Origin of the sequence: Streptomyces sp. NPDC059895 (assembly GCF_042731035.1) — a bacterium.
Lineage (GTDB): Bacteria > Actinomycetota > Actinomycetes > Streptomycetales > Streptomycetaceae > Streptomyces.
Genome location: NZ_JBHWKO010000001.1, coordinates 427,918 through 454,135, shown reverse-complemented (window position 1 = coordinate 454,135; position 26,218 = coordinate 427,918). Strand labels below are relative to the sequence as shown.

Here is a 26,218-nt window from a genome sequence, read left to right as displayed (position 1 = left end):
CGCCCGCTCAGCCGTCCTCGCGCGGGGGCGCGTCGGCCGGGCGGTCGTTCGGCGGCGGGGGGCTGGTGAAGCCGTCGAAGCCGCGCCGGACCCGGCCGCCCAGACCGCCGGCCCCGCCCGCGATGTCGCTGACCAGCTTCATCAGCGGGTCCTTGGAGCTCTTGACGTGGTCGGCGTAGTGCGACGCCGACTCGCGGAAGGAGTCGGCGACCGAGGTGTCCTTGTCCTCGCTGCGCCGCGGGTAATGGCCGTCCATGATCCGCTGGTAGTCACGGGACTCCGACCATTTCTTCAGCTCGGCCGCGCGGACCGTGGTGAAGGGGTGGGAGCGGGGCAGCACGTTGAGGATCTTCAGCACGGAGTCGCGGAGGTCGCCGCCGGCCTCGTACTCCTCGGCCTGCTGGAGGAACGCGTCCACGTTCATCTCGTGCAGGTGGTTGCCGCCCGCGATCTTCATCAGGCCGCGCATCGACGCCTTCAGATCCTGTCCGACGAGCAGCCCGGCCCGGTCCGCGGACAGCTCCGACTTGCGGAACCACTCGCGCAGGGCGGTCACGATCGCCATGATCGCCAGGTTGCCCAGCGGGATCCAGGCGACCCGGAGGGCGAGGCTCGTCAGGAACAGCAGGACGGTCCGGTAGACGGCGTGGCCGGACAGCGCGTGCCCCACCTCGTGCCCGATGACCGCCCGCATCTCCTCCTCGTCGAGCAGTTCGACCAGGCCCGTGGTGACCACGATGATCGGCTCGTCCAGGCCGATGCACATCGCGTTGGGCTGCGGGTCCTGGTTGACGTACATCGGCGGGACCTTCTCCAGGTCCAGGATGTAGCAGGCGTCCCGCAGCATGTCGTTCAGATGGGCGAACTGCTGGTCGGAGACGCGGACCGAGTCGGACAGGAACAGCAGTCTCAGGCTCCGCTCGGGCAGCAGCCCGCTCAGCGCCTTGAAGACCGTGTCGAAGCCGCTCAGCTTGCGCAGCGCCACCAGCGCGGAACGGTCCGCCGGGTGCTCGTACGCGCGCGAGGAGATCCCGGGGAAGCGCCTGCGCTGCCTGCTGGGCACCTTCGCGTGGCCGGTCTGCTCGTGGCCGTCGTCGGACATGTCTTCCCCCAGTGCGTGTGTCTGGCCCTCGTATGTCTGGCCCTTTGCGGACCCTTGTACTGCCCTTTGCGCCCCCGAAGCGGGGCCCAGCCTAGGCGGAGTTACGGTGGACGGGCACCACACCGAAGGAGTCCCGCGCCATGGAGCACCACCCCGCAGCCGCCTGGATCGCCCAGGCCGCCGGCGCCGCCCAGCAGCAGGGGACGGGGAACCTTCTCCGGATCATCCTGATCGTGATGGTCCTGGGCTGCGCGCTGACCGCCTGGTTCCTGCTGCGGGGCTACAAGCGGAAGGACGACTGAGCGGGCGGGAAGGTTCCCCCCCGGGAGCCCGCCGCGCCGCCGCCGGGACGCAACAGGTCTCCCCAAGAGTGGAGTCGGCGTGAGGGACGAAGCGGCGCCCGCTTACGATGAACCGACATCTTTATCCCGCCCTCCCCCACTCTCGGCTCCGCTCGAGCGGGGGGACCCCCATCCGTTAGGTTCTGCCGAAGATGAGCTTCCACAGCGCCGCTGCCCAGTTGGTCACCCTCGCCGCCGAGGGCGAGGAGCACGGCGGCAACCACGAGAGCCTGAACCCGCTGGTGACCGGCGGGGCCGCGTTCGTCATCCTGCTGCTCCTGCTGTGGGTCACCACCCGCTTCAACCGCGACCGCTGAGGCACACCATGTCCATACCGGGGCACCCCGGACATCCGTCGGCCGGGGCCCTCAGGGCGGGCCGGTAGGGTCTGCACGCATGGGAGAGCAGGACATGCCTACCGGCCCGTCGAACCCGGGCAAGCGCCGCCTCGGCGTCATGGGCGGAACGTTCGATCCGATCCACCACGGGCACCTCGTGGCGGCCAGCGAGGTCGCCGCGCAGTTCCACCTGGACGAGGTCGTGTTCGTCCCGACCGGCGAACCCTGGCAGAAGAGCCACCGCAGGGTCTCCCCGGCCGAGGACCGCTACCTCATGACGGTCATCGCCACCGCCGAGAACCCGCAGTTCTCGGTCAGCCGCATCGACATCGACCGCGGCGGCCCCACCTACACCGTGGACACCCTGCGCGACCTGCGGGCCCTCAACCCCGACACCGACCTGTTCTTCATCACCGGCGCCGACGCCCTCGGCCAGATCCTCACCTGGCGGGACAGCGAGGAACTGTTCTCCCTCGCCCACTTCGTCGGGGTGACCCGGCCGGGACACCATCTCAACGACCCCGGACTCCCGGAAGGCGGCGTCTCCCTCGTCGAGGTGCCCGCCCTGGCCATCTCCTCCACGGACTGCCGAGCGAGAGTCGCCAAGGGCGACCCCATCTGGTATCTGGTGCCGGACGGAGTCGTGCGCTACATCGACAAACGCGAGCTGTACCGCGGCGAGTGAGCCGAGAGGGGTACCGGTGAACGACCGATACGACACGGGCCACGGGGAAGACGCCTACGAGCTCGTCGGCTACGACGAGTACGGCCGGCCCGTGTACCAGCAGGTCCCGCAGCAGCAGGTCCCGCAGCAGGCCTACGACCCGTACGGGCAGCAGCAGGGCTACGGCTACGACCCGTACGCCACGGCCGGGCAGCAGCAGACGCCCGCCTACGACCCGTACGACACCGGACAGCAGGCCCCGGTCCACGACCCCTACGGCGCCGGCGCGTACGCCCCGCAGGGCGGCACCCCGTCCGACGCGCCCTACGACCCCTACGGGCAGCAGACCGCCGCCGGCGGGCAGCAGCAGCCGCGCGTCGCCGAGCAGACCGCCCACATCCCCCAGCAGGCCGCACCGGCCGCGCGGGAGACCGCGACGGCGCCGGACCAGGACGCCTCCGTCCCGCGCCAACGGGACTACCGCACCGAGCAGTTCGCCTTCGTCGAGGAGCCCGACGGTGACTCCGAGGACGTCATCGACTGGCTGAACTTCACCGAGAACCGCACCGAGCGCCGCGAGGAGGCCAAGCGCCGCGCCCGCAGCCGCCTCGTGGCCCTGGCCGTGGTGCTCGCCCTGGCCGCGGTCGGCGGCGTCGGCTACCTCTGGTCCGCGGGCAAGCTGCCCGGCCTGTCCTCCTCGGACGACAAGGCGACCGGCACCACCACCGCGGCCGCCGCCCAGAAGCGCGACGTCGTCGTCGTCCACCTGCACGACACCGCCCAGGGCGGCACCTCCACGGTGCTGCTCGTCGACAACGCCACCACCCGGCAGGGCACCACCGTCCTGCTGCCCAACTCCCTCGTCGTCACCACCGACGACGGCACCACGACCACCCTCGCCAAGTCGGTCGACGAGGACGGCTCGGCCGGCACCCGCGAGGCGCTGGACACCGTCCTCGGCACCGACATCGAGGGCACCTGGCGGCTGGACACCCCCTACCTGCAGAACCTCGTCGACCTGGTCGGCAACATCGAGGTCGACACCGACACCGACGTCCCCGACCCGGACGCCACGAAGAAGGGCCAGGCCCCCCTGGTCAACAAGGGCGAGAACCAGACCCTCAGCGGCAAGATGGCCGTCGCCTACGCCACCTACCGCGCCGAGGGCGAGGCCCAGAACGCCCAGCTGGAGCGGTTCGGCCAGGTCATGCAGGGCGTGCTGCGCAAGGTGTCCTCCGACGCCCAGGCCGCCACGGTCACCGTCCAGACGCTGGCCCAGATCCTCGACCCCTCGCTCACCGACAAGGACCTCGGCGCGTTCCTCGCCGGCCTCGCCGACCTCGCCAAGGGCGGCGACCACAAGACCGCCCTGCTGCCCGTGCAGGCCGACGGCACGCTCGACGCCGAGGCCAGCGCGAGCGTCGTCAAGGACGTCCTCGGCGGCACCGCCAAGAGCCCCGACCAGGACGCCGCCGTCAGCGTCTCCGTGCAGAACGCCAGCGGCACCAAGGCCAACACCGAGGACGCGCGCGTGGTGCTCCTCAACGGAGGTTTCACCTTCCTGGAGGGCGGCACGCCGTCCGGCACCGAGTCCGCCTCCGAGGTGCTCTACGCGGACGCCGCCCAGAAGGAGAACGCCACCGAGGTCGCCAAGACCCTGGGCCTGCCCACCAGCGCCGTGCAGAAGGGCACGGTCGCCGCCAACGCCGACGTCTCCGTCGTCCTGGGCCAGGACTACGAGCCCTCGTCGTCCTAGCCGGGCCGCCGACGAACCGACGGAGGCCGCCACCGGGGTGTGGTCGCCTCCGTCACCCGAGGTCCCGTCGGCGGTCCGTGAGACCCTTGAGGGCAAACGACCGCCGACGGAAAGCCGTGTAGTGACCGCCACCGACCGCTCCCTCGAGCTCATCACCGCCGCCGCCCAGGCGGCCGCCGACAAGCTCGCGCACGACATCATCGCCTACGACGTCAGCGACGTGCTGTCGATCACGGACGCCTTCCTGCTGGCCTCCGCCCCCAACGACCGCCAGGTCAAGTCGATCGTCGACGAGATCGAGGAGCGCCTCCAGAAGGAGCTCGGCGCCAAGCCGGTGCGCCGGGAGGGCGACCGCGAGGCCCGCTGGGTCCTGCTCGACTACGTCGACATCGTCGTGCACGTCCAGCACAGCGAGGAGCGCGTCTTCTACGCCCTCGAGCGGCTGTGGAAGGACTGCCCCGAGCTCGACCTGCCCGCGGACGCCAAGGCGACCCGCGGCAAGGCCGCCGAGCACGCCCGGCTGCAGGAGGCCGAGGAGGAGACCAGCGGCTTCGGGGACCTGCGGTGAGCGCCGCTCCGCAGGCCGCGGCCGGCCGGCCGCCGGGCCGCGGCCGCCGCGTCATCCTCTGGCGGCACGGCCAGACCGCGTGGAACGTGGAGCGCCGCTTCCAGGGCACCACGGACGTCCGGCTGACCGAGACCGGCGTCGCCCAGGCCCGCCGCGCCGCCCGGCTGCTCGCCTCCCTCAAGCCCGACGCGATCGTCGCCTCGGACCTGTCCCGGGCGGCGTCCACGGCCGCCGAGCTCGCCGCGCTCACCGGCCTGGAGGTCACCTACGACGAGGGGCTGCGCGAGACGTACGCGGGTGTGTGGCAGGGGCTGACGCACGAGGAGATAATCACCCGGTACGGCGAGGAGTACGCCGCGTGGAAGCGCGGCGAGCCGGTCCGCCGCGGCGGCGGCGAACTGGAGACCGAGGTCGCCGACCGCGCCGCTCCCGTCGTGCTGCGGCACGCCGAGAAGCTGCCGGAGGACGGCACGCTCGTCGTCGTCAGCCACGGCGGCACGATCCGCACCACCATCGGCCGTCTCCTCGGCCTGGAGGCCCCCAACTGGGAGAGCCTCGGCGGCCTGTCCAACTGCTGCTGGTCCGTCCTCGGCGAGGGCGCCCGCGGCTGGCGCCTCCTCGAGCACAACGCCGGCACCCTGCCGGAGCCGGTGCTCGGCGACGACGACTGAGCGTGGGCGACCGGGTGAGGGCGGCCGAGCGTCGGCGGCCGGGCGACGGTGGCCGGGCGACGGTGGCTGAGCGTGGACCGGACGGCCGGGCCGTTCGCGGTCACCGGACGGCCGGTACGCACCCGGCGCCGCCGTCGTCCGACCGGCCGCCCTCCGGACGCCGGGGACCGGGCCGGGACCCGGATTTCACTTTCCGGCAGGTCGCAGGCTAAAGTTCTTCTTGTTCGCCCCGCCGAGCGGGAAGAACACGAGGGGCTATAGCTCAGTTGGTAGAGCGCCTGCATGGCATGCAGGAGGTCAGGAGTTCAATTCTCCTTAGCTCCACTGATCGACACTCTCCGGAGTCGTCAAAGATCGGTCAAGGAAGATCCCGTCCCTCAGGGGGCGGGATTTTTCATTGCCGGAGCAACAGTTCCCGGCCGTGCGGGTGCCTTCCGCTCCCTCCGCCGACCACGTCCACCGGGTGACACCCCCGCCGAGATCCGGGTGACCGCCGCGCACAGCCGATTTCGGCAGACTGTTCCCGCAGCGGCTGAGTGACTCGGGCCCCGCAGGCGTATACCTCTGTGGAAGCGCTTCTCACATGCATGTTCGTGCTCGTCGCGACCGCCGCCCGGTGCCGTGTCCGGACTGGTACTGAGGCGTCGCTGACCGTATTGGCCCGGCCGTGGCAGAATCAAACGGCCGGAAGGGGGCGCGGCCCGACGGGAGGGAGCAGCGATGCCTACGAGCATCCTCGGAGAGGTCGGCCACCTCTTCGAAGCGGCGTCGACACGGGGGACGGCCACCCGGCTCAGCTGCCCTTCCTGCGGTTCCGCGTTCGTCGCCCAGGTCCTCGGGGACAACGGCGGGATCTCCTACGTGTGCACGGCCTGCGGCCACAGCTGGAGCTGATCGATGGGTGCACACAGGCGAAAGTGCGACTGGTGCGGCAACGGCACCCCGATCGTCCGCGACATGGAACCGGTCAACTCCGACTACCAGTACTGGTGCGAGGAATGCGCGCGGGCGCTGATCATAAAAGGCGACCCGATCGAGACGTACCGCGAACTCGAGGGCGAGCCGATCTACGGCCGGCTCCTCGAGGAGCACTGCACGCTCAAGAGGTTCTATTCCTTCGTCACCGCGTGACCGCACCCGGCCCGACCCGAGCTGACCGCGCGTGACATCCCGCCCGAATCCGGACGCAACGGAAACGATTTGGTGGTTCACCCCCTGGACCGTGTAATGTTGGCGTCGCCGCCGGGGAAACCGGGCGACACGGTCGGGATGCGGCTTCCCCGCAGGACCACAAGGGGCTATAGCTCAGTTGGTAGAGCGCCTGCATGGCATGCAGGAGGTCAGGAGTTCAATTCTCCTTAGCTCCACAAGCAGATCCCGCCGGATCGGAATGATCCGGCGGGATTTTTTGTGTCCCCACGCGTGCGTGCGCCTGCGTATGCGCGCGCTGCGCGGGTCCACGCGCGGGTGCGCGGGACCCGGGGATCCGCGTGGCTCTCGTGGCCCGCGTGGCCCTCGCGGTCGGGGAACTCCCGCGGGTGTGACGCCCGTTCACGCCGAAGGCCCGGAGGGGCCGCCCCGGCTCCCGGCGGCCCCGGTGGCGTACCGGCTCAGCGGCCCAGGGCGCGGCGGCCGCGGCCCTGGGAGAGGACCGGGAGGTTGCGGGAGGGCTCCTTCGCGCGGGTGTCCTCCTCGATGCGCAGGGCCAGCGCCGGACAGCGGCGCACCGCGCGCAGCGCCTTCGCCTCCGCGTAGCGCGGCACCTTCGCCTGAGCGACGGTCGGGAAGCCGTCGGCGCCGAGCTGGAAGACCTCCGGGAGGATGTCGGCGCACAGGCCGTGGCCGCGGCACAGCGTCCAGTCCACGAAGATCTTCTGACGGCTGTCGCCGGACTCCTCGGGCTCTCCGCCGCCCGGGATGCCCGTCGGGGCCCTGCCGCCCTCGAAGAGGGGCAGGACGCCCTCCACGGGCCTGCCGCAGCCGTTGCCGAGGACATGCGCGGCCAGGTCGTCGGTGAACGCCTTGACGGTCGACTCCAGGAACATCGCGGAGCCGTCCGGGTGCGAGCAGGCGCCGCGCCGCTTGACGTTCTTGGCGACCTGCTTGAGCGCTTCCAGAGCGGCCGGGCCGCCGCCGTTGAGGATGTCCTCCATACCGCGGGCCGCGGCCGGCAGACCGAGGTAGCAGGGGCCGCACTGGCCCGCGCTCTCCTCCGCCAGCCACTGCGCCACCCGCAGCGACTCGCCCAGCGGGCAGGTCTCCTGGCTGATCGGCAGGATCGCGCCGGCGCCCAGCGAACCGCCCACGGCGTCCAGGGAGTTGCGGGAGACGACCGCCTCGTCGACCGTGGCCGCGTCGATCCACTTGCCGTGGTAGCCGCCGGTCAGCACGCCCTGCGGAACCGGCGGGGCGCCGGCCAGCTGGAGGACGTAGCGCAGCGGGACGCCCGTGGGGACCTCGATCACCATCGGGCGGGCGACCGCGCCGGAGACCGTCAGCATGACGGTGCCGGGCTCGTCGTACAGGCCGGTGTTGCCGTAGCGCTCCGGGCCGATGCGGGCGGCGATGGCGAGCTGCGCGAAGGTCTCGGCGTTGGACAGCAGGGTCGGGGCGCCGCCCACGCCGTTCTGCGAGGCGCTCACCTTGCGGCCGGGCGGGATCGCCGGGCCGCCGTCGATGGAGCGGATCAGCGACGCGGCGGCGCCGGTGACCATGCGGATCGGGTTGCGCTGCACGAACGCCTTCAGCGCCGAGCGGCGGCCGTTGCTCAGGCCGCGCTCGGCGAGCGCGGCCTCCATGGACCGCTGGGTGGATTCGCGGGTGACCCCCACCACGAGCGTGCGGGCACCCAGCGCCTCCGCGACCAGTAGCGCGCCGTCGAGGATGAGGTGCGGGGCACGGTTGATGAGCACCGTGTCCTTGCGGCAGGCCGGCTCGTCCTCGCTGCCGTTGACGACGACGACCGGCCGTACGCCGCGCTTGATCGCCGCGTCGGCGACGGAGCGCAGCTTCTTGTGGAAGGGGAAGCCGGCGCCCCCGCGGCCCTTGAGGTTGATGCGTTCGGACAGCTGGGCGAGCTTCTCCCCGCCCATGGGTTCCAGCGGCCCGTGCACCTTCAGGTGCATGGGCAGGTCGAGCCTGTCGACAAGGTCGAAGCCCGACGTGAGCTGCGGAAGGCCGACCACGCGGACTTCTGGGACGTCGGGCAGGGCCTCGTTCACCTATAGCCTCCGGAAGGCGTGTTCCAAGGTTCGCCCGAACCCGGTGCGTCGAACGACGCGCCGGGTGATGGTTCATCGGCGGGACCGCTGTTGTACGTGTCGTTCGGGTTGTACGTGTCGTACCGGGTGTTCGTCTCACCGGTGTCGTACACATCACTTCCGCCGTATCCCCCGGCGCCCGGATCGCCGTAGACCGGGATGTTGAATCCCGTGTCCTGGAGCGGGTCGTAGGCCGACGGGGGTGCCTCGCCGACCGGCGGCGGGGACGGGATCGGCCAGCTGCCCGACGTGCTGCCGCCGCTGTCGGCCCGGGGGATCGCCTCCGTGGGCCGCATGTCGAACGGCACGTCCATGCGCGCGGTGCGGTCGGCCTCGAACGGCGGCTGCGCGCGCGGGGGCGTGGAGACGGCGCGGTAGGCGGCGGCGAAGCCGCCCGCGGGCTCCCGCGCGGCCGTGTCGTACAGGGGTGCCGACGGCGGCATGTCGTACAGGGGTGCCGATGACGGCGGCGCCGTGCGGGCCGGGCCCACCGTGCCGGCCGCCGACGGGCGGCTCTCGTAGCCCGGCAGTGAGGAGGACGACGCCTCCGCCACGCGCGCGCGGCTCGCGTCCAGGGCGTCGCGGCCCGCCGGCTCGTCGCTGCCCAGGACGGCGGTGATCCGGTCGGCCACCTTGCGCTTGACCGGGCGCGGGGCGGCGCGCAGCGCGAGGGCCGCCATGACACCCAGCAGGGAGAGGCCGTACAGGACGACGAAGACCGGCTTGGCCTGGCGACCCGCGTAGAGTCCGTGGACGAGCGCGGCGCACCAGGCCGGATAGGCGAGCATGTGCATGGCGCGCCAGCGCGCCGCGACCGGAGCCGGGGAGGCGAACCTGCCGCGCAGTGCGCCGGTGAAGCCCACGAAGATCATGAGCAGGCCGGCCAGGGACCCGAGGCCGATCAGGCCGGCGCTTCCGGTGAAGCCGAGCGAGAACGGGACGACCGCGGCGATGAACCGGGTGTGCTCGAGCGCGATCTTCGTGGTGATGTGCAGCAGCAGGAACGCGATCGAGGCGACCGCCGTCGTCCGGTGCACCGCCTGACCGATGATCCGCTGGCGCGTGTTGAGCAGGATCCGGTCCTGCGCGACCAGGCCCCAGATCACCGAACAGCTGAGCGAGACGAGGGACAGCACGCCCGCGCCGAAGTTCAGGAACTCGCGGAACCGGTCGCCTCCGACCAGCACGACCACGGGTATCAGGACGAGGACGACAGCGGTCGCCACCCCGTAGGCCGACCGGCCCGGCTGGGGAAGCGAGCTGTTACTACGACGAGGGTTCATGGGGGCAACTCCGAGCAGTTCGGGAAAGCGGTCCCGCCGCCGCACTCTAAGTGGCGCCATACCGGTGGGTAGGAGGTTTGAGTTATTGCGCTGTTATCAAAGGACTGGGTGACTCTTGTGATGTCCCTTAGCGGCTGTTACGCGAAGTAATCCTTGGCTCCTCTGTACAACGGGCTCTGTTTCGGTCGTGCCGGTGCCGGTCGCACCGTGTCCACCAGGCATACGCAAGCGCGTCGTGTCGTGCTCAGTCGTGCTCAAGGGAAGCCGGTGGCGGCCGTGGCCGAGGAGGGTGCGGAGGGAAGCCCGTCGCGGCGTGCTCAGGCGCTGCGGTACCCTGAGGCCATGCGTGCCGTACGCCTTCTGCTTAGCGAGCCGCGCTGATCAGTCCCGACCGCCGGTGACCGGACGGTTCGGAATCGGCGCGGCATCCCCTCCTGTGCGAGGGGATTTTTCGTTTCCTGAGTGTGACAGCCGCTGGCAGAGACGATCGATGGAGCTTTGAGGATCATGAGCGAGACGAACCCCGCTGCCGCCGCCGAGGCAGCCGCGCCGCACCGCTACACGGCCGCCATGGCAGCCGAGATCGAGGCACGCTGGCAGGACGTCTGGGACGACGAGGGCACCTACGCGGCGCCGAACCCCAAGGGTGACCTGGCGGGGGACCCCGAGGAGGTCGCCCGGCCCGAGAAGTTCATCATGGACATGTTCCCGTACCCCTCGGGCGCCGGCCTGCACGTCGGGCACCCGCTGGGCTACATCGCCACCGACGTCGTCGCGCGCTTCCAGCGCATGACCGGCCACAACGTCCTGCACACCCTGGGCTTCGACGCCTTCGGCCTGCCCGCCGAGCAGTACGCCGTGCAGACCGGCACGCACCCGCGGGTCTCCACCGAGGCCAACATCGAGAACATGAAGGCCCAGCTGCGCCGGCTGGGCCTGGGCCACGACAAGCGCCGGTCGTTCGCCACGATCGACCCGGACTACTACAAGTGGACCCAGTGGATCTTCCTGCAGATCTTCAACTCCTGGTACGACCAGGAGGCGGACAAGGCCCGTCCGGTCTCCGAGCTGATCGCGCAGTTCGAGTCCGGTGAGCGTCCCGTGCCCGCCGCCGACGGCTCCACGCGCGCGTGGAGCGACCTGAGCGCCGGCGAGCGCGCCGACGTCCTGGGCGAGTACCGCCTGGCGTACGCCTCCGACGCGCCCGTCAACTGGTGCCCCGGCCTGGGCACCGTGCTGGCCAACGAGGAGGTCACCGCGGAGGGGCGCTCCGAGCGCGGCAACTACCCGGTCTTCAAGGCCAAGCTGCGCCAGTGGAACATGCGCATCACCGCCTACGCCGACCGGCTGCTGGACGACCTGGAGGGGCTGGACTGGCCCGAGGCCATCAAGCTGCAGCAGCGCAACTGGATCGGCCGCTCCGAGGGCGCCCGCGTCGACTTCCCGATCGACGGCGAGCGCATCACGGTCTTCACCACCCGTCAGGACACCCTGTTCGGCGCCACCTACATGGTGCTGGCGCCCGAGCACCCGCTGGTCGAGAAGTTCACCCCGGACGCCTGGCCCGAGGGCACGCACGAGGTGTGGACGGGCGGCCACGCGACGCCCGCCGAGGCCGTCGCCGCCTACCGCGCGCAGGCCGCCGCCAAGTCCGACGTCGAGCGGCAGGCCGAGGCCAAGGACAAGACCGGTGTCTTCATCGGCGCGTACGCGACCAACCCGATCAACGGCGAGCAGGTCCCGGTCTTCATCGCCGACTACGTCCTGATGGGCTACGGCACCGGCGCGATCATGGCCGTTCCGGCGCACGACAGCCGTGACTTCGAGTTCGCCCGCGCCTTCGAGCTGCCGATCCGCTGCGTCGTCGAGCCGTCCGACGGCCGTGGTACGGACACGTCGACGTGGGAGGACGCCTTCGCGTCGTACGACGCGAAGATCGTGAACTCGTCGAACGCCGAGGTCTCCCTGGACGGCCTGGGCGTCGTCGACGCCAAGGCGCGCATCACCGAGTGGATGGAGCGCCGGGGCGTCGGCGAGGGCACCGTCAACTTCCGCCTGCGCGACTGGCTGTTCAGCCGCCAGCGCTACTGGGGCGAGCCCTTCCCCATCGTCTACGACGAGGACGGCGTCGCCCACGCGCTGCCCGAGTCGATGCTGCCGCTGGAACTGCCCGAGGTCGAGGACTACTCGCCGCGCACCTTCGACCCGGACGACGCCGACACCCAGCCCGAGACGCCGCTGTCGCGCAACGAGGAGTGGGTCAACGTCACCCTGGACCTGGGTGACGGCCCCAAGCGGTACCGCCGCGAGACCAACACCATGCCCAACTGGGCAGGTTCCTGCTGGTACGAGCTGCGCTACCTGGACCCGCACAACAGCGAGCGGCTGGTCGACCCGGAGATCGAGCGGTACTGGATGGGCCCGCGCGAGGGCCGGCCGCACGGCGGTGTCGGCCTGTACGTCGGCGGCGCCGAGCACGCCGTGCTGCACCTGCTGTACGCCCGCTTCTGGTCCAAGGTCCTGTACGACCTGGGGCACATCTCCTCCGTGGAGCCGTTCCACAAGCTGTTCAACCAGGGCATGATCCAGGCCTACGTCTACCGGGACAGCCGCGGCATCGCGGTGCCGGCCGCCGAGGTGGAGGAGCGCGACGGCGCCTACTACTACCAGGGCGAGAAGGTCTCCCGGCTGCTGGGCAAGATGGGCAAGTCCCTGAAGAACGCCGTCACCCCCGACGAGATCTGCGCCGAGTACGGCGCCGACACGCTGCGCCTGTACGAGATGGCCATGGGCCCCCTGGACGTCTCCCGGCCGTGGGACACGCGCGCGGTGGTCGGCCAGTTCCGTCTGCTGCAGCGGCTGTGGCGCAACGTCGTCGACGAGAACACCGGTGAGGTCACCGTCGTCGACGGCGAGCCCGACGAGGACACGCTGCGGGCGCTGCACAAGGCGATCGACGGCGTGCGCGGGGATCTGGAAGGCATGCGGTTCAACACCGCCATCGCCAAGATCACCGAGCTGAACAACCACCTGACCAAGGCCGGCGGCCCGGTGCCGCGGCCGGTCGCCGAGGCGCTGGTGCTGCTGGTCGCCCCGCTGGCCCCGCACGTCGCCGAGGAACTGTGGCACCGGCTGGGCCACACCGACTCGGTCGTCCACCGGGACTTCCCCGTGGCCGACCCGGCGTACGTCGTCGACGAGACCGTGACCTGCGTGGTGCAGATCAAGGGCAAGGTCAAGGCGCGCTTGGAGGTGTCGCCGGCCATCTCCGACGAGGAGCTGGAGAAGGTGGCGCTGGCCGACGAGCACGTCGTCAACGCGCTGGGCGGCGCGGGCATCCGCAAGGTCATCGTGCGGGCGCCCAAGCTGGTGAACATCGTTCCGGCGTGACGCGTCCCGTGTGATGCCGGGGGTAGTCCCCTACGGCGTAGTCCCCTACGGCGTAGTCCCCCACGACGTGTGATGCCGGGGTAGTCCCCTACGGGCAGGTTCGGGGTTCTGAAGGAACTTCGGGCCTGCCCGTTGCGTTTACCGTTGAAGAGCGGCGCGTGGAGCGCCGGAGACGGTGGCCGAAGGAGGAGCTGGTGGAAGCAGTGATCGCAGTCGTCGCCCTGCTCTTCGTGCTGTTCCTGGCGCTGGGCGCCTACGCCACGGTCAAGGTCGTCGGCGCCGCCAAGCGCGGCGTGGACCGCACCCTCACCACCGCCCGACGCACCGTCGAGGACCACACGCTGCGGGCCAAGTCCTTCGCGCAGCCCGGGCCGGCCGGCGAGATCGCCCAGCTCCGGCTCAGCCTGCGCACCTCGATGCGGGCCACCCAGGACGCGCTACGCGCGGGCGCGGCGGAGGACGAGTCCCTCAAGGAGTCCCTCGGCCTCTTCCAGCGGCTCAGCGCGCACGGGGCGGAGCTGGACGGCGAACTCAAGCGGCTGGAGTCCGAGCCCGACCGGGCCGCTCTCGCCGAGCGGCTGCCGTCGCTGCGGGAGCGCACCGAGCAGATCACGGCCTCGGCGGACTCGCTGCGCTGGGCGGCCCGGGACCGGGCCCGCCGTTTCGCGGACGAGGACCTCGACACCCTCAGCGCCCAGATCGACGTCGAGGCCGGCGCCCTGCGCCACTGGACGGCCCCGGAGCCCGAACCCACCTCGACATGGCCCGAGGCACCCGCCACCGACAGCCCGGCCGGACAGCAGACCTGGCCGGGGACCGCCGCCTCGCCCACGGCGGAGCAGCCCGCGCGGCCCGCCATCACCCCGCCCGGACCGCGTCCCACCTACCCCTGGCAGAAGAAGCCCCGGCCGGAGAGCACCACCTGACCCCGGGGCGGGACGCCGCCACGGCCGGGCGTCGGCGGAGCCGTGCGGGGGCCGGGCTGCCGCGCGCACGCTACGGCAGGTAACCTCCAGCTCATGTCCCGCCATGTCGCGATCGTCACGGATTCAACGGCCTATCTGCCGCAGCGGACGATGGAGCGCCACGGCATCACCGCGGTGCCGCTGACCGTCGTCCTCGGCGACCAGGCACTCGACGAGGGCACCGAGATCTCGACCCGGTCCCTCGCCCAGGCACTGCAGAAGCGACGCTCCGTCACCACCTCGCGCCCCAGCCCTCAGCTCTTCGCGGAGACCTACCGCAAGGTCGCCGAGGCCGGCGCCACCGGCATCGTCTCCCTCCACCTGTCCGCCGAACTGTCGGGCACCTACGACGCGGCGGTCATGGCGGCACGCGAGGCACCGGTGCCGGTGCGCGTGGTCGACACCGGCATGGTCGCGATGGCCTTGGGGTTCTGCGCGCTGGCCGCGGCCGAGACCGCCGAGACGGGCGGCACGGTCGACGAGGCTGTCACGGCCGCGGAGAAACGCGCCTCCGGCACCTCCGCCTACTTCTACGTCGACACCCTGGACTATCTGCGGCGCGGTGGCCGCATCGGTGCCGCGCAGGCCCTGCTGGGCTCGGCGCTCGCGGTGAAGCCGCTGCTCCAGCTCGACGGGGGGCGCATCGAGCCCCTGGAGAAGGTGCGGACGGCGTCGAAGGCGATCGCCCGCCTCGAGGAGCTGGTCGCCGACCGGGCCGGCGGCGCACGGGTCGACATCGCCGTCCACCACCTCGCCGCACCGGACCGGGCGTCAGCCCTGGCGGAACGGCTGCGGGCACGGGTGCCGGACCTCGGCGAGCTCCATGTGAGCGAGGTGGGCGCGGTGATCGGGGCACACACCGGGCCCGGACTGCTGGGGGCCGTGGTCTCGACGCGGTGAGGTGCTGAAGGGTGAGGTGCTGAAGGGGGACGACCTGGAGGTGTGTGGTGAGCGCGGCCCCTCCAGCGGTGGGGGATGCGGGGTGACTGTCCGATCGTCACTCGTGCGGGTGGCCGAGTTGTCCACAACTGGCGCGCTCTCCACGGAAATCGAGCAAGATCATCGCGGTGTCGCGAAGTGCCCGATCCTCGACGCATGGCACTTCGATCACGCTCACGTACGACGCACCCGACCAGCGGACCCGGTCGCGAACCCGGCTCCGACGGCCGCGTCCCACTCCGACGGCCGCTCGCTCAGGGCCGGGTGAGGAACCGTCATGTCCCGGCGGAGGAACTGCGCCGGCGGGCGGAGCTGCTGTTCGGGGACCGGGACGAGGAACGGGACGAATCGGGTACCGGGCCGCCGCCTGACGGGGACGGCGAAGGCATCGGTGACCACCTCCGTGCGGGCGAGGACAGGGGAGGATCGCGTTCCAGGGCGGGCGCGGCTCCGGCCGGCGTACCGGATCGGTCGCACGCACGGGTGGGGGAGCCGCCTGCCCCGATGGAGACCGAGGAGGGCGAGGAGGGCGAGGAGGGCGAGGAGGGCGCGAGGGCCGTTCGCGGCCCGGGGAACCGGTGGCGGAGGGCCGGGCTCGCGCTGCGGGAGCGGACGCCCGTGTGGGTCCAGGCGCGGTGCGGGCTGGAACGCGGGGGTGTGCTCGCGCTCGCCGTGCTGGTGGTCGCCGTGGCGGCCTTCGCCGTGCAGCACTTCTGGACCGGGCGGCCCCAGCCCGTGCGGGCGCCGGAGGTGGTGCGGGCGGCGGCGCCCTACGGCGCGCAGGAACGGAGCGGACCGACCGGGCCGGCCGCTTCGGCAGCAGCGCCGGACGGCGGGGGCACCGCCGCCCGGACCACGCCCGAGATCGTGGTGGACGTCAGCGGGAAGGTGCGCAACCCCGGGATCCATCGGCTGCCCGCCGGTTCACGCGTGGTCGACGCGCTGACCGCGGCGGGTGGCGTACGCCCGGGGACCGACACCGGCGGCCTCAACCGGGCCCGTTTCCTCGTGGACGGCGAGCAGGTGGTCGTCGGAGGCCCCGCGGCCGGCGGAGTGACGGGCGCGGCGGGCGCAGGGTCGGTGAGCGGTACGACGGGAGGAGCACCGGTGGGCCCGGTCTCCCTCAACACGGCCACCGTCGAGCAACTCGACACGCTTCCGGGCGTCGGGCCCGTACTGGCGCAACACATCGTCGACTACCGGACACGGCACGGCGGTTTCCGCTCCGTGAACGAGTTGCGTGAGGTGAACGGCATCGGCGAGCGGCGCTTCGCCGATCTGCGGGACCTGGTGCGGCCGTGAACGCCGCCGGTGGAGAGGACGGCGTTTCGTCGGCCCACACGGCTCATACGGTCCGTATGGCCGATACGGCCGATACCGCCCATGCGGGTGGCGCGGGTGGCGCTGGTAGTGCGGGTGGCCCGAGCGGCGCGGGTGGCGCGGATGGGATGGGCGGCGCAGTCCGCACGGGTGGTCCTCGCCCTCGCAAGGCCGTGCACGTCGCGTCCGGGAAGCGGTTGGGGGCCGCTCACCCGCGCCAAGAGGGGCCGGTGGATCTGCGGCTCGTGCCGCCCGCGCTCGCGGCCTGGGCGACCGCGGCGTCGACGCTGGACGCGTCACCGTGGACGGTGACCGGCGTAGCGCTCGCCTGTGCGATCGCCGCCGGTGTCCTCCTGGCGCCGGGGCGGAGGCAGGAACGGAGGCGGGAACAGGCACGGCGTGGGGCGAGGGACGGCCGGCCGCCGGAAGGACGGGACGGCCGGCCGCCGGAAGGACGGGCCGGCCGACCGCGGGCGACCGTGGCCGCGGTGCTGCTCTGCGCGGCGGCGGCGGCCGCGTCGGCCGGGCTGCACGGGGCCGATCTGCGCCGCGGACCCGTGCCCGAGCTGGCGCGGGTGTACGCCGGTGTCACCGCCGAGGTGGAGCTCACCTCCGATCCACGGCTCGCCCGGCCACGGGTGCGGGGAGATCGCATGAGCCCGGACTCCGTACTCATCGACGCGGAGGTGCGCGGAGTCGAGGAGCGGGCCGGGGCGGCGGTGGCGACGCGGACACCGGTGCTGCTGGTCGTGGACATCGTGGACGTCGTGGACGTCGGGGACGTCGGGGAGCACGCGGGAGACGGCCGGCAGGGCCCGGCACACCGTCCGCCCGGAGCGACGCGGGCGTCGTGGCTCGCACTGCTGCCGTCCACCCGGGTACGGGTCGGCGGACGGCTGGCCCCGCCGACCGGTGGGGACGGGATCGCGGCGGTGCTGCGGGTGCGGGACCGGGCCGGGCCGGTGGTCGTGCACGAGCCGACCGCGGCACAGCGGTTCGCGGGCCGGTTGCGGGCCGGCCTGCGGGCGGCCACCGACGGGCTGCCGGCCGACGCGCGGGCGCTGCTGCCGGGGCTGGTCGTCGGCGACACCTCACGGATCACCCCCGAACTGGACGAGGCGTTCAAGGAGACGGACCTGGCCCACACGCTCGCCGTGTCCGGCAGCAACCTCACGATCATGCTGGCGCTGTTCCTCGGACCGCCCGGCCTGGCCCAGCACGTCGAGCGCCGCGGCCTGGCGCCCCGGCTCGGGATCCCGCTCCGCATGACCGCGCTGCTCGGCGGAGCACTCACCCTGGGGTTCGTCGTGGTGTGCCGGCCTGATCCGAGTGTGCTGCGGGCGGCGGCCTGCGGAGCCGTGGTGCTGCTCGCCCTCGCGACCGGCCGCCGCAGATCCCTGGTCCCGGCGCTGGCGACGGCGGTTCTGCTGCTGGTGCTGTACGACCCGTGGCTGGCCAGGAGTTACGGGTTCCTGCTGTCGGTGCTGGCCACCGGAGCGCTGTTGACGCTGGCGCCGCGCTGGAGTGCCGCGCTGCGGCGGCGCCGGGTTCCGCCACGGCTCGCGGAGGCGCTGGCGGCCGCGGGTGCCGCGCAGATCGTGTGCGCGCCGGTCGTGGCGGTGCTGTCGGCGCGGGTGAGCCTGGTCGCGGTGCCGTGCAACCTCCTCGTGGAGTTCGCGGTGGCACCGGCCACGGTGCTGGGATTCGCGGCGCTGGCGGCGGCGCCGGTCGCCCTGCCGGTGGCCGAGGCACTGGCCTGGTGCGCGAGCTGGCCCGCCGAGTGGATCGCGGGCGTCGCACGGACCGGGGCGGCGCTGCCCGGAGCGGGGGTGGACTGGCCGGGCGACTGGGGCGGGGCGCTGCTGCTGGCCCTCGCCACGGCCGGTGCGGTGCCGCTCGGCCGGCGGATGCTGCGGCACCCGGGGCTGTGCGCGGTCTGCGGGGTGCTGCTCCTGCTCGTGGTGGTGCAGCCGCCACCTCTGACCCGGGTGATCACCGGCTGGCCGCCTCCCGGCTGGCGGCTGGCGATGTGCGACGTGGGCCAGGGCGACGCGACGGTCCTCGCGGCGGGCGACGGCACCGGCGTGGTGGTGGACGCCGGACCCGATCCCGCACGGGTCGACCGGTGTCTGCGCACGCTCGGCATCACCACGGTCCCACTCGTCGTGCTGACCCACTTCCACGCCGACCACGTCGCGGGACTGCCGGGAGTGCTGCGGGGGCGGTCGGTGGGCGCGATCGAGACGACGGGGTTCGAGGAGCCGGTCGACCAGGTGGAGTTCGTACGGAGGGAGGCACGGGAACGGCGGATTCCGCTGGCGAGGGCGGCGGCGGGGGAGCGCCGGCGTCTCGGCGGCCTCGACTGGGAGGTGCTGTGGCCTCTCGCCGGCACCGGGCGGCATCCGGGCGGGGGGACACCCCCGGGGCATGCCGTGCCCGGGCCGGAGGGGCCGAACGACGCGAGCGTGACGCTGCTGGTGCGGTCGGGCGGGCTGCGGATGCTGCTGCTCGGGGACCTGGAACCCCCGGCGCAGCGGGCGCTGGCGCGGTCTCCGGCGGCCGGGCTGCTCGGCGGGGTGGACGTGCTGAAGGTGGCCCATCACGGCTCGGCCTACCAGGACCCGGACCTGATACGGACGGTGGCGCCGCGGCTGGCGTTGATCTCGTGCGGCGAGGACAACCCGTACGGCCATCCCGCTCCCGGCACGGTGGCGGCGCTGCGGGCCACGGGGGCGACGGTGCTGCGGACCGACCTGGACGGGGCACTCGCGGTCGCCGGTACGGGCGCGGAGCTGCGGGTGACGGGAGACTGAGGGCATGCACTCCGCCCAGGTCGACACCTCGCCCCTCGACGCCACCCTGCTGGACGCCTATCTGCGCCGTCTCGGGGTCGCGTATCCGGCATGGCCCACCGCCGACGTGCTGCGGGAGCTGCAACTGCGGCACCTGCAGACCGTCCCGTTCGAGAACCTCTCGGTCCATCTCGGCGAGGAGATCGTGCTGGAGGAGAAGCGGCTGGTCGAGAAGGTGGTCGTGGCGGGGCGGGGCGGGTTCTGTTACGAGCTGAACGGGGCGTTCTCGACGCTGCTGCGGGCGGTGGGCTTCGACGTGACGCTGCTCGCGGGACGGGTGTACGGAGAGGAGGGGCGGCTCGGTATCCCCTACGACCACCTCGCGCTGCTCGTGCGGACGGTGGACGCCGGGGAGTGGCTGGCCGACGTCGGATTCGGGGCGCACAGCCACTACCCGCTCCGGTGGGAGCACCGGGGCGAACAGCAGGACCCCGGCGGCCTGTTCCGGATCGCGGAGGCGGGCCCGGACGCGGCCGGGGTGAAGGGCGGGGCCGGACGGCTCGCCGGATCCGGGAACGGAGTTCCGGGCGCCGACGTGGACGTCCACCGCAACGGCACGCGTGTGTACCGGCTGGAGGTGCGGCCCCGGCTGCTGGACGACTTCCTGGTCGGGGCGTGGTGGCACCGGACCTCGCCGGACTCGCACTTCACGAGATCGCTGGTGTGTTCGCGGGTCACGCAGGACGGAGGCAGGATCACGCTCAGCGGGCGTCGGCTGAAGACGACGTCCGCCGACGGGAGCAGCGAGGAACGGGAGGTGGCGGGGGACGAGGAGGTACTGGCCGTGTACCGGGAGCGGTTCGGGATCACGCTGGACCGGGTGCCGGTGGTGCGGGCGGCGGGGACGGCCGTCTAGCCGGTGCCGGTGCCGGTGCCGGTGCCGGTGCCGGTGCAGATGCCGGTGCCGGTGCAGATGCCGGTGGCGGGGGCTGTGGGTCGGTGGTGTGGGGCGTAGCCGAAAATGGCTGCGTGAGCGATGTGAGACATGTGCTGGTGCTGCCCGATCGTGACGCCGCCGAGGAGGCGGTCGATGCGCTCGCGGAGCGGTTCGGGGTGCGGGAGGAGCCGCAGGTCGTCCGGGACGCGCTGGCCGGGGAGGACGACGCGGAGGACGCGCAGTGGCTGATCGTGCTGCGGGACGAGGAAGAGCGCCTCGACCCGCAGGAGCTGGACGCGTTCGCGGGGGAGTGGGAGGGGTGGCGGGAGGAGCCGTAGGAGGCTCCGGGGCGGGGGGAGGGCGGGGGGAGGGCGAGGGTGGGGGAGGGGGGAGGGCCCCTCCTGGTGGGCCGGGGCTGTCGGTGCCGCGTGCCATGCTTGACCCGATGCCCAGGAAGACTGCGAATGACGACCCTCTTGCTCCCGTGACGCTCGCTGTGGGGCAGGAGGACCTTCTGCTCGACCGTGCCGTGCAGGAGGTGGTGGCCGCCGCGCGGGCGGCCGACGCCGACACGGACGTGCGTGACCTGGCCTCGGACCAGTTGCAGCCCGGCACGCTCGCCGAGTTGACCAGCCCTTCGCTGTTCGCGGAGCGCAAGGTCGTGGTCGTCCGCAATGCGCAGGACCTGTCCGCCGACACGATCAAGGATGTGAAGGCGTATCTCGGGGCGCCCGCCGAGGAGATCACGCTGGTGCTGCTGCACGCGGGCGGGGCCAAGGGGAAGGGGCTGCTGGACGCGGCGCGCAAGGCGGGTGCGCGCGAGGTGGCCTGTCCGAAGATGACCAAGCCGGCGGACCGGCTGGCGTTCGTGCGCCAGGAGTTCCGGGCGACCGGGCGGTCCGCCACGCCCGAGGCGTGTCAGACGCTCGTCGACGCGATCGGCAGCGATCTGAGGGAGCTGGCGTCCGCCGTCTCGCAGCTGGTCGCGGACGTCGAGGGGACCATCGACGAAGCGGTCGTCGGGCGGTACTACACCGGGCGGGCCGAGGCGTCGAGCTTCACCGTCGCCGACCGGGCCGTGGAGGGGCGGGCCGCCGAGGCGCTGGAGGCGCTGCGCTGGTCGCTGGCCACCGGCGTCGCGCCCGTGATGATCACCAGTGCGCTCGCGCAGGGCGTGCGGGCGATCGGCAAGCTGTCCTCCGCGCGCGGCGGCCGGCCGGCGGACCTCGCACGGGAGCTGGGCATGCCGCCGTGGAAGATCGACCGGGTGCGCCAGCAGATGCGGGGCTGGACGCCGGACGGGGTCGCGGTCGCGCTGCGGGCCGTGGCCGAGGCCGACGCGGGCGTCAAGGGCGGCGGGGACGATCCCGAGTACGCCCTGGAGAAGGCCGTGGTGACGATCGCGCGGGCGGCTCGCTCCCGAGGACGCGCCTAGGTGTGCTGTCCGGGCAGGTTGGTGACGCGGCTGGCCCAGTTCACGCCTCGTCGTCCGCCGACCGGGTCAGGTACGCGTGGTTGTCCTTGATGAGGTGGTCCAGCGCGTCCCTGGCGGCGGAGAGGCCGTCGATGTCCCCGGACAGCCGGGCCCGCTCGCGGCCCATGATCTCCAGTGCCTGCCGCGCCCTCTCCTCGCTCGGCTCGGTCATGCAGGGCACCATCTCGGCGATGGTGCCGCTGGACATGCCCGCCGCCAGGAACGCCTGCACCAGGCGCACCCGCTGGACGTGCTCGTCCTCGTAGTGGCGCTGTCCGCTGGGCGAGCGGGAGCTGACGAGCAGGCCCTGCTCCTCGTAGTAGCGCAGCGACCGGCGGCTGGCTCCCGTCCGGGCGGACAATTCGCCTATCCGCATGCCGAACTCCTCCCATGCTCCTGGCTCACTTGCCCCTGACATCGATGTGAGCTTTTAGGTTAGCTCCATGCTGAAGCTCATCTTCATGATCAACCGCGTCGAGGGAATGTCGTACGAGCGTTTCGTCGAGCACCACCGGGATCGGCACGCGCCGCTGTTCACCTCCATCCCGGAGGCGGAGCGCTACGTGCGCAAGTACACCGTGTCCCACCCGGTCCCCGCCGAGAACTACCCGCCCCGGGCCTACGACGGCCTGACGGAAATCTGGTTCGAGGACTGGGAGGACCACGACGCCTTCTTCGCCTCCGACAACTACCGGACGATGGTCAACCCCGACGAAGCACGCTTCATCGACATGGACTCGGTGGCCGTGATGGTCACCGAGGAGAAGGAGGTCATCTGACGGACCGGCTCGACGGGCGGATACGAACTCAGCTCTTGCGGCCGACCCGCGTACAAACGGTCTAGCTGGGACGACCGCGCCGGTCGCCAGTGGCCCTTCGCTCCCGGCGGAGGAGAATCGTGCGTGTCAGCCGTTCATCGCCGGAGTGGGAAAGGTGGCGATCGTCATGGCTGAACACCCGCACGCGCTGCTCGTCCGCAAGGGGTACGACGCCTTCATGCGGGGAGACATGGACGCCCTCCGCGCCATGATGACCGGGGACTGTACGCACCATGTGCCCGGTTCCCATCCGTTGTCGGGTGATCACAAGGGGATCGACTCGATCATCGACGGGTACTACGGCAGGCTCTTCTCGGATACGGACGGTTCGTTCCGGGTCGCGTTGCTCAATGTGTTCGTCGACGGCCGTGGGCACGCCGTCTCCGTCCACCGGGTCACGGCCGACCGGGGCGCCAGGCACATCGACGAGAACGGGGGCATCGTCTTCCGGATCGTCGGGGACAAGATCACGGACCTCGACGAGTGCGTCGAGGACATGGACAAGAGCGACGCGTTCTGGTCGTGAGGGCGTCGTACCCCTGGGGCACACGGCTCCGCGGTTTCCACCGTTCCCGCGGTTCTCACCATTCCCGCCGTTCCCCCGGCCGTCCGGCTACGGCCGAACCCCTCCGCTGTCCCCCGGCCCGTACCCCCGGCGGACACGCCGAAGGCCCCGGCTCCCGCCCTGGGGAAGGGTGGGGGAGCCGGGGCCTTCGGTTCACGCTGCTGGATCCGCGCCCGCGTGGCGAACGCAGGCCGCGCGCGGATCCGTGGATGCCGGTCGGGAGCGGATGAGAGAGGGCCCGCTCTGGGTCCTTCCGACGGTTCGGTCCCTGGAGACCAGGGGACTCGGGGACCGGTCAGATCAAGAAGAGGTTCAGCCCTTGAGGGACGCGACCTTGGAAGCAAGCGCCGACTTCTTGTTGGCGGCCTGGTTCTTGTGGATGACGCCCTTGGAGACGGCCTTGTCGAGCTGACGCGCGGCGGCGCGCTGGTACTCGGTGGCCTTCTCGACGTCACCCGCGGCAGCGGCCTCACGGGCCTTGCGGATCGCGGTCTTCAGGGAGGACTTGACGGCCTTGTTGCGCAGCCGGGCCTTCTCGTTGGTCTTGATCCGCTTGATCTGGGACTTGATGTTCGCCACGAATGAGCCTTTACAGGTTCAGGCACGGGGCCGCGCGGGTCCCGCACCAGGTGATTTCTTGGACGTGTCTCGCGCTGAGAGGGCATGAGACACAGCCACCCAGGCTACCAGCGGGCCGGAGAACGGCCCAAACCGGCTCCCGGTCGCCACGCGTGGGACCATGGAGCCTACGTATAGATCCGACCCGAGGCATAAGGCGCCTCAAGAGACAGGACCCTGCGTGCCCGCGACCCCTAACAATGTGCCCGAGCCGAGCCGTACCGACCCGGCTCTGATCCGCAATTTCTGCATCATCGCGCACATCGACCACGGCAAGTCCACGCTCGCCGACCGGATGCTCCAGCTGACCGGCGTGGTCGAGCAGCGGCAGATGCGTGCCCAGTACCTCGACCGCATGGACATCGAGCGCGAGCGCGGTATCACGATCAAGTCCCAGGCCGTGCGCCTGCCCTGGGCGCCCACCCAGGACAAGGGCAACACGCACATCCTCAACATGATCGACACCCCGGGGCACGTCGACTTCACCTACGAGGTCTCCCGGTCGCTCGCCGCCTGTGAGGGAACCATCCTCCTCGTGGACGCCGCCCAGGGCATCGAGGCCCAGACCCTCGCCAACCTCTACCTGGCGATGGAGAACGACCTCACGATCATCCCGGTGCTGAACAAGATCGACCTGCCGGCCGCCCAGCCCGAGAAGTTCGCCGAGGAGCTCGCGAACCTGGTCGGGTGCCAGCCCGACGACGTGCTCAAGGTCTCCGCCAAGACCGGTCTCGGGGTCGAGGCCCTGCTCGACAAGGTGGTCGCCGAGATCCCCGCCCCGGTCGGGGTGAAGGACGCCCCCGCCCGCGCGATGATCTTCGACTCCGTGTACGACTCGTACCGGGGCGTGGTGACGTACGTCCGTGTCATCGACGGACAGCTCAACAAGCGCGAGCGCATCCGGATGATGTCGACGGGCGCCACGCACGAGCTGCTGGAGATCGGCACCAACTCGCCCGAGATGCTGCCGGCCGACGGCCTCGGCGTCGGCGAGGTGGGCTATCTGATCACGGGTGTGAAGGACGTCCGCCAGTCCAAGGTCGGTGACACCGTCACCAGCCAGCACAAGGGGGCCACCGAGGCGCTCGGCGGCTACAAGGACCCCAAGCCCATGGTCTTCTCGGGCCTGTATCCGCTGGACGGCTCCGACTACCCCGAGCTGCGCGACGCCCTGGACAAGCTCCAGCTCAACGACGCCGCGCTCGTCTACGAGCCGGAGACCTCCGCCGCCCTCGGCTTCGGCTTCCGCGTCGGCTTCCTCGGGCTGCTGCACCTCGACGTGATCCGTGAGCGGCTGGAGCGCGAGTTCGGGCTCGACCTGATCGCCACCGCGCCGAACGTGGTCTACCGCGTGGTCATGGAGGACGGCAGCGAGCACATCGTCACCAACCCGAGCGAGTTCCCCGAGGGCAAGATCGGCGAGGTGTACGAGCCGGTCGTGCGCGCCACCATCCTGGCGCCGACCGAGTTCATCGGCTCGATCATGGAGCTGTGCCAGACCCGGCGCGGCACCCTGCTCGGCATGGACTACCTCTCCGAGGACCGGGTCGAGATCCGCTACACCCTGCCGCTCGCCGAGATCGTCTTCGACTTCTTCGACCAGCTGAAGTCGAAGACACGCGGTTACGCGTCCCTGGACTACGAGCCCACCGGCGAGCAGACCTCCAGCCTGGTCAAGGTCGACATCCTGCTGCACGGCGACAAGGTGGACGCCTTCTCGGCGATCACCCACAAGGACGCCGCCTATGCCTACGGTGTGCGGCTCGTCGCCAAACTGCGCGAGCTGATCCCGCGGCAGGCCTTCGAGGTGCCCATCCAGGCCGCCATCGGTTCGCGGGTCATCGCCCGCGAGACCATCCGTGCCATCCGCAAGGACGTCCTAGCCAAGTGCTACGGCGGTGACATCTCCCGTAAGCGGAAGCTGCTGGAGAAGCAGAAGGAGGGCAAGAAGCGGATGAAGATGGTGGGTTCCGTGGAGGTTCCGCAGGAGGCCTTCATCGCGGTCCTGTCCAGTGACGACAGCGCGGGGTCGGGCAAGGGCAAGAAGTAGCCCGTCCCTCCCGCCCGGTTCCGGGGCCCGTCGCGCGGTTGCGCGGCGGGCCCCGTTCCGTTGACTTGTAGAAAGTGACAGTACGTGGCCCCTTACGTGCCGGGCGGTCGCCCCTTACCCTGAACCCTGCTCGATAGTTACTCGCGAGTTAAACAGCAGAGCAACAGCGGACCACAGAGCAACAACGGGCGACCGAGCAACAACGGGCGACCGAGTAAGACGACCGAGCAGGACAGCGGAGCAGGACAGCGGAGCAAGACGACCGAGCAAGACGACCGAGCAAGACGACCGAGCAAGACGACCGAGCAAGACAACAGAGTCAGACAACCGTCGCACTGAGCCAGCCGCACCGTCGCGGGCCCCGGAG

General features: G+C 71.5%; 24 protein-coding genes and 2 tRNA genes. 21 read left to right on the top strand and 5 right to left on the bottom strand.

Translation table 11 applies throughout. The annotated features are described in order from the left end of the window. Positions 1-7 precede the first annotated feature (7 nt). Positions 8-1,102, bottom strand: a complete 1,095-nt coding sequence (locus ACFV9M_RS01925) for a M48 family metallopeptidase (protein WP_385065169.1) — start codon at positions 1,100-1,102, stop codon at positions 8-10. Between the two features lie 140 nt (positions 1,103-1,242). Here ACFV9M_RS01925 and ACFV9M_RS01920 point away from each other — a divergent pair, with 140 nt between their 5' ends. The 10 genes from ACFV9M_RS01920 (at position 1,243) to ACFV9M_RS01875 (ending at position 6,807) form a co-directional block, all read left to right on the top strand. Further along, on the top strand, positions 1,243-1,404 hold the full coding sequence (locus ACFV9M_RS01920) for a hypothetical protein (RefSeq protein WP_385065167.1): 162 nt from the start codon (positions 1,243-1,245) through the stop codon (positions 1,402-1,404). Between the two features lie 191 nt (positions 1,405-1,595). After that, on the top strand, positions 1,596-1,760 hold the full coding sequence (locus ACFV9M_RS01915) for a hypothetical protein (RefSeq protein ID WP_385065164.1): 165 nt from the start codon (positions 1,596-1,598) through the stop codon (positions 1,758-1,760). A 79-nt stretch (positions 1,761-1,839) separates the two neighbouring features. Further along, positions 1,840-2,466, top strand: coding sequence for a nicotinate-nucleotide adenylyltransferase (gene nadD / locus ACFV9M_RS01910; RefSeq protein ID WP_385065163.1), 627 nt, complete (start codon positions 1,840-1,842; stop codon positions 2,464-2,466). Between the two features lie 16 nt (positions 2,467-2,482). Continuing rightward, a complete protein-coding gene (locus tag ACFV9M_RS01905; RefSeq protein ID WP_385065160.1) occupies positions 2,483-4,201 on the top strand; it encodes an LCP family protein in 1,719 nt (572 codons plus the stop codon). Positions 4,202-4,322: 121 nt separating this feature from the next. Further along, the gene (rsfS, locus tag ACFV9M_RS01900; protein ID WP_385065158.1) at positions 4,323-4,769 is read left to right on the top strand and encodes a ribosome silencing factor; all 447 of its coding nucleotides are present in this window, start codon (positions 4,323-4,325) and stop codon (positions 4,767-4,769) included. Then, a complete protein-coding gene (locus tag ACFV9M_RS01895) occupies positions 4,766-5,440 on the top strand; it encodes a histidine phosphatase family protein (RefSeq protein WP_385065155.1) in 675 nt (224 codons plus the stop codon). The genes rsfS and ACFV9M_RS01895 overlap by 4 nt, the downstream gene beginning before the upstream one ends. Before the next feature lie 251 nt (positions 5,441-5,691). Continuing rightward, a tRNA-Ala gene (locus tag ACFV9M_RS01890) sits at positions 5,692-5,764 on the top strand. Between the two features lie 396 nt (positions 5,765-6,160). Beyond that, positions 6,161-6,334 carry a hypothetical protein gene (locus tag ACFV9M_RS01885; RefSeq protein WP_385065153.1) on the top strand — a complete coding sequence of 58 codons (174 nt, stop codon included), beginning with the start codon at positions 6,161-6,163 and terminating at the stop codon, positions 6,332-6,334. 3 nt (positions 6,335-6,337) lie between these two features. Continuing rightward, entirely contained in the window at positions 6,338-6,571 is a 234-nt protein-coding gene (locus tag ACFV9M_RS01880; RefSeq protein WP_385065151.1) for a hypothetical protein, read from the top strand. Between the two features lie 163 nt (positions 6,572-6,734). Continuing rightward, a tRNA-Ala gene (locus ACFV9M_RS01875) sits at positions 6,735-6,807 on the top strand. Between the two features lie 243 nt (positions 6,808-7,050). Here the strand turns inward: ACFV9M_RS01875 and ACFV9M_RS01870 are convergent. Next, entirely contained in the window at positions 7,051-8,661 is a 1,611-nt protein-coding gene (locus ACFV9M_RS01870) for an NADH-ubiquinone oxidoreductase-F iron-sulfur binding region domain-containing protein (RefSeq protein ID WP_385065149.1), read from the bottom strand. Continuing rightward, on the bottom strand, positions 8,658-9,983 hold the full coding sequence (locus tag ACFV9M_RS01865) for a cytochrome b/b6 domain-containing protein (RefSeq protein ID WP_385065146.1): 1,326 nt from the start codon (positions 9,981-9,983) through the stop codon (positions 8,658-8,660). The genes ACFV9M_RS01870 and ACFV9M_RS01865 overlap by 4 nt, the downstream gene beginning before the upstream one ends. 507 nt (positions 9,984-10,490) lie before the next feature. Between ACFV9M_RS01865 and leuS the strand changes: the two genes are divergently transcribed. The 8 genes from leuS (at position 10,491) to holA (ending at position 21,761) form a co-directional block, all read left to right on the top strand. Then, complete coding sequence (gene leuS / locus ACFV9M_RS01860) at positions 10,491-13,373, top strand: leucine--tRNA ligase (RefSeq protein WP_385065144.1); 2,883 nt, start codon at positions 10,491-10,493, stop codon at positions 13,371-13,373. 194 nt (positions 13,374-13,567) lie between these two features. Next, the gene (locus ACFV9M_RS01855) at positions 13,568-14,299 is read left to right on the top strand and encodes a hypothetical protein (RefSeq protein WP_385065141.1); all 732 of its coding nucleotides are present in this window, start codon (positions 13,568-13,570) and stop codon (positions 14,297-14,299) included. Positions 14,300-14,392: 93 nt separating this feature from the next. Continuing rightward, on the top strand, positions 14,393-15,238 hold the full coding sequence (locus tag ACFV9M_RS01850; RefSeq protein ID WP_385065138.1) for a DegV family protein: 846 nt from the start codon (positions 14,393-14,395) through the stop codon (positions 15,236-15,238). Between the two features lie 195 nt (positions 15,239-15,433). Further along, positions 15,434-16,579, top strand: coding sequence for a helix-hairpin-helix domain-containing protein (locus ACFV9M_RS01845; protein WP_385065135.1), 1,146 nt, complete (start codon positions 15,434-15,436; stop codon positions 16,577-16,579). Between the two features lie 146 nt (positions 16,580-16,725). Then, positions 16,726-19,410 carry a ComEC/Rec2 family competence protein gene (locus tag ACFV9M_RS01840; RefSeq protein ID WP_385065133.1) on the top strand — a complete coding sequence of 895 codons (2,685 nt, stop codon included), beginning with the start codon at positions 16,726-16,728 and terminating at the stop codon, positions 19,408-19,410. Positions 19,411-19,414: 4 nt separating this feature from the next. Then, on the top strand, positions 19,415-20,305 hold the full coding sequence (locus tag ACFV9M_RS01835) for an arylamine N-acetyltransferase (RefSeq protein WP_385065130.1): 891 nt from the start codon (positions 19,415-19,417) through the stop codon (positions 20,303-20,305). 113 nt (positions 20,306-20,418) lie between these two features. Beyond that, on the top strand, positions 20,419-20,664 hold the full coding sequence (locus tag ACFV9M_RS01830) for a hypothetical protein (protein WP_385065127.1): 246 nt from the start codon (positions 20,419-20,421) through the stop codon (positions 20,662-20,664). Positions 20,665-20,771: 107 nt separating this feature from the next. Then, positions 20,772-21,761 (top strand): DNA polymerase III subunit delta, encoded by a 990-nt coding sequence (gene holA, locus ACFV9M_RS01825; protein ID WP_385065124.1) that lies wholly within the window; start codon positions 20,772-20,774, stop codon positions 21,759-21,761. A 40-nt stretch (positions 21,762-21,801) separates the two neighbouring features. On the opposite strand, the gene ACFV9M_RS01820 is transcribed toward holA, so the two are convergent. Beyond that, positions 21,802-22,176: a MerR family transcriptional regulator gene (locus ACFV9M_RS01820; protein ID WP_385065122.1), complete on the bottom strand. Its 375-nt coding sequence runs from the start codon at positions 22,174-22,176 to the stop codon at positions 21,802-21,804. 67 nt (positions 22,177-22,243) lie between these two features. Here ACFV9M_RS01820 and ACFV9M_RS01815 point away from each other — a divergent pair, with 67 nt between their 5' ends. Both ACFV9M_RS01815 and ACFV9M_RS01810 read left to right on the top strand, forming a co-directional pair. Beyond that, positions 22,244-22,579 carry an EthD domain-containing protein gene (locus ACFV9M_RS01815; RefSeq protein ID WP_385065119.1) on the top strand — a complete coding sequence of 112 codons (336 nt, stop codon included), beginning with the start codon at positions 22,244-22,246 and terminating at the stop codon, positions 22,577-22,579. A gap of 166 nt (positions 22,580-22,745) precedes the next feature. Continuing rightward, positions 22,746-23,144, top strand: a complete 399-nt coding sequence (locus ACFV9M_RS01810) for a nuclear transport factor 2 family protein (RefSeq protein ID WP_385065117.1) — start codon at positions 22,746-22,748, stop codon at positions 23,142-23,144. A 351-nt stretch (positions 23,145-23,495) separates the two neighbouring features. Here ACFV9M_RS01810 and rpsT read toward each other — a convergent pair whose 3' ends face one another. Then, complete coding sequence (gene rpsT, locus ACFV9M_RS01805) at positions 23,496-23,762, bottom strand: 30S ribosomal protein S20 (protein ID WP_015660447.1); 267 nt, start codon at positions 23,760-23,762, stop codon at positions 23,496-23,498. Between the two features lie 220 nt (positions 23,763-23,982). Between rpsT and lepA the strand changes: the two genes are divergently transcribed. Beyond that, a complete protein-coding gene (gene lepA / locus ACFV9M_RS01800) occupies positions 23,983-25,851 on the top strand; it encodes a translation elongation factor 4 (RefSeq protein WP_385065114.1) in 1,869 nt (622 codons plus the stop codon). Positions 25,852-26,218: the final 367 nt, after the last annotated feature.